The following is a 1,852-nucleotide window of genomic DNA, read 5'->3' on the forward strand; positions in this document are numbered from 1 at the left end:
ATGGAATAAATTCCATGCTACCTGTAGGTGGGGCTTTAGCCCCGCGAGAATGTCAAAATACCCAACAATCCACGGGATAAATCCCGTGCGACAACTCATGGAATAAATTCCATGCTACATTGGGGGGATTATGAAATACCAACATGGCCTGAAGGCCATGCTACATGAAATACCATTTGGTGTGTTTATGGACTTGATTGCTTTCTAACAACTCGGAAATGGGCATCCATTGGTAACTGCCGTGCTGTTTATCTAACGGCAAATTTTCTAGGGGACTGGTTAGTTTTAATTTGTAGGCTATTGCCACATAATGAGTGGTAAATTCATCACCAAACACATTGTCTTGATAAAAATGATCATACGGGCCAAGCAGGCTAGCCTGCTCTATTTTAAACTCTTCACCAAGCTCTTCTTGGGTGAGACGTTTAAATGCGTTTGCCAACGGCTCATCTTTCAAAATACGCCCACCCGGCACAAACCAATAACCTTTGGCTGGGCGATTTAAGCGCTGGCCAAGCAGCGCTTCATCTTTATCATTTGTGATAACCAAATCGATTGACACCAGCGGGGTGCTGGCGATTACCGTGCTAAAGGTTTCTTTATCTAAAAACATGTTATTTTCTAAAGCTATCTTGGTTGGCTAAGAACCACTCATATGTAGTCGCTAGTCCCTGCTCCAGTGAAATGCTGTATTGCCAACCTAAGTCTTTTAGGCGATCCACATTCATTAGTTTACGCGGTGCGCCATCGGGCTTTGACGTATCAAAGCTGATTTTACCTTCGTAGCCCACTACTTTAGCGACCGTTTCAGCCAATTCACGAATCGTGCAATCAACACCTGTACCAACGTTAATATGGCTAAGCATAGGTTGGGTATTTGCTTCGTAGGTCTCATTGTCTAACTGCATAACATAAATAGACGCCGCGGCCATATCATCCACATGCAAAAACTCGCGCATGGGTTTACCACTTCCCCAAGCTACAACTTCAGGTTTACCTTCGAGCTTAGCTTCATGAAAACGACGAATCAATGCCGGAATAACATGCGAATTTTCAGGATGGAAATTGTCGTTCTCGCCGTACAAATTGGTAGGCATTACAGAGCGATAGTTGCGGCCGTATTGACGATTGTACGACTCACATAATTTGATACCGGCTATTTTAGCAATCGCATATGGTTCATTGGTGGGTTCTAACGTTCCGGTTAACAATGCATCTTCAGACATTGGCTGCTCTGCCAACTTAGGATAAATACATGATGAGCCTAAAAATAGTAAATCTTGAACACCAGCCACATGAGCACTGTTGATAATGTTGCATTGAATCATCAGGTTTTCGTAAATGAATTCCGCAGGATAAGTGTTATTCGCGATGATCCCACCTACTTTGGCGGCAGCTAAATAGACCTGTTCAATGTTCTCTTTTTCAAAAAATTCACTCACCTCAGCTTGACTGGTAAGATTGAGTTCACTGCGTGTTTTAGTGATTATTTCCACGTCACCTTGTTTTGTTAGTTGACGGACGATGGCAGAACCAACCATGCCTCTGTGGCCTGCAACAAACACTTTTTTCATCTTAGATTACTCTTTAAATTTAGTCGTTTCACTGGGATAAATCCCAGCCTACAAAATACGTTTTATTGTCGATTTATTTCACGGGATGAATCCCGTGCTACAACTCCATGGAATAAATTCCATGCTACATGTAGGTGGGGCTTTAGCCCCGCGAGAATATCAAATCACCCAACACGCCACGGGATGAATCCCTTGCTACAACTCCATGGAATAAATACCATGCTACCTGTAGGTGGGGCTTCAGCCCCGCGAGGATATCAAATCACCCAACAATCCAC

2 protein-coding genes are annotated in these 1,852 nt (G+C 43.4%); both read right to left on the reverse strand.

Annotated elements, in window-relative coordinates:
* Positions 1–160: 160 nt before the first annotated feature.
* Positions 161–613, reverse strand: a complete 453-nt coding sequence (locus GLIP_RS07085; RefSeq protein WP_008843916.1) for a GDP-mannose mannosyl hydrolase — start codon at positions 611–613, stop codon at positions 161–163.
* Position 614: 1 nt separating this feature from the next.
* A complete protein-coding gene (gene fcl, locus GLIP_RS07090; protein WP_008843917.1) occupies positions 615–1,574 on the reverse strand; it encodes a GDP-L-fucose synthase in 960 nt (319 codons plus the stop codon).
* Between the last annotated feature and the right edge of the window lie 278 nt (positions 1,575–1,852).

The sequence above is a fragment of the Aliiglaciecola lipolytica E3 genome (assembly GCF_000314975.1).
Lineage (GTDB): Bacteria > Pseudomonadota > Gammaproteobacteria > Enterobacterales > Alteromonadaceae > Aliiglaciecola > Aliiglaciecola lipolytica.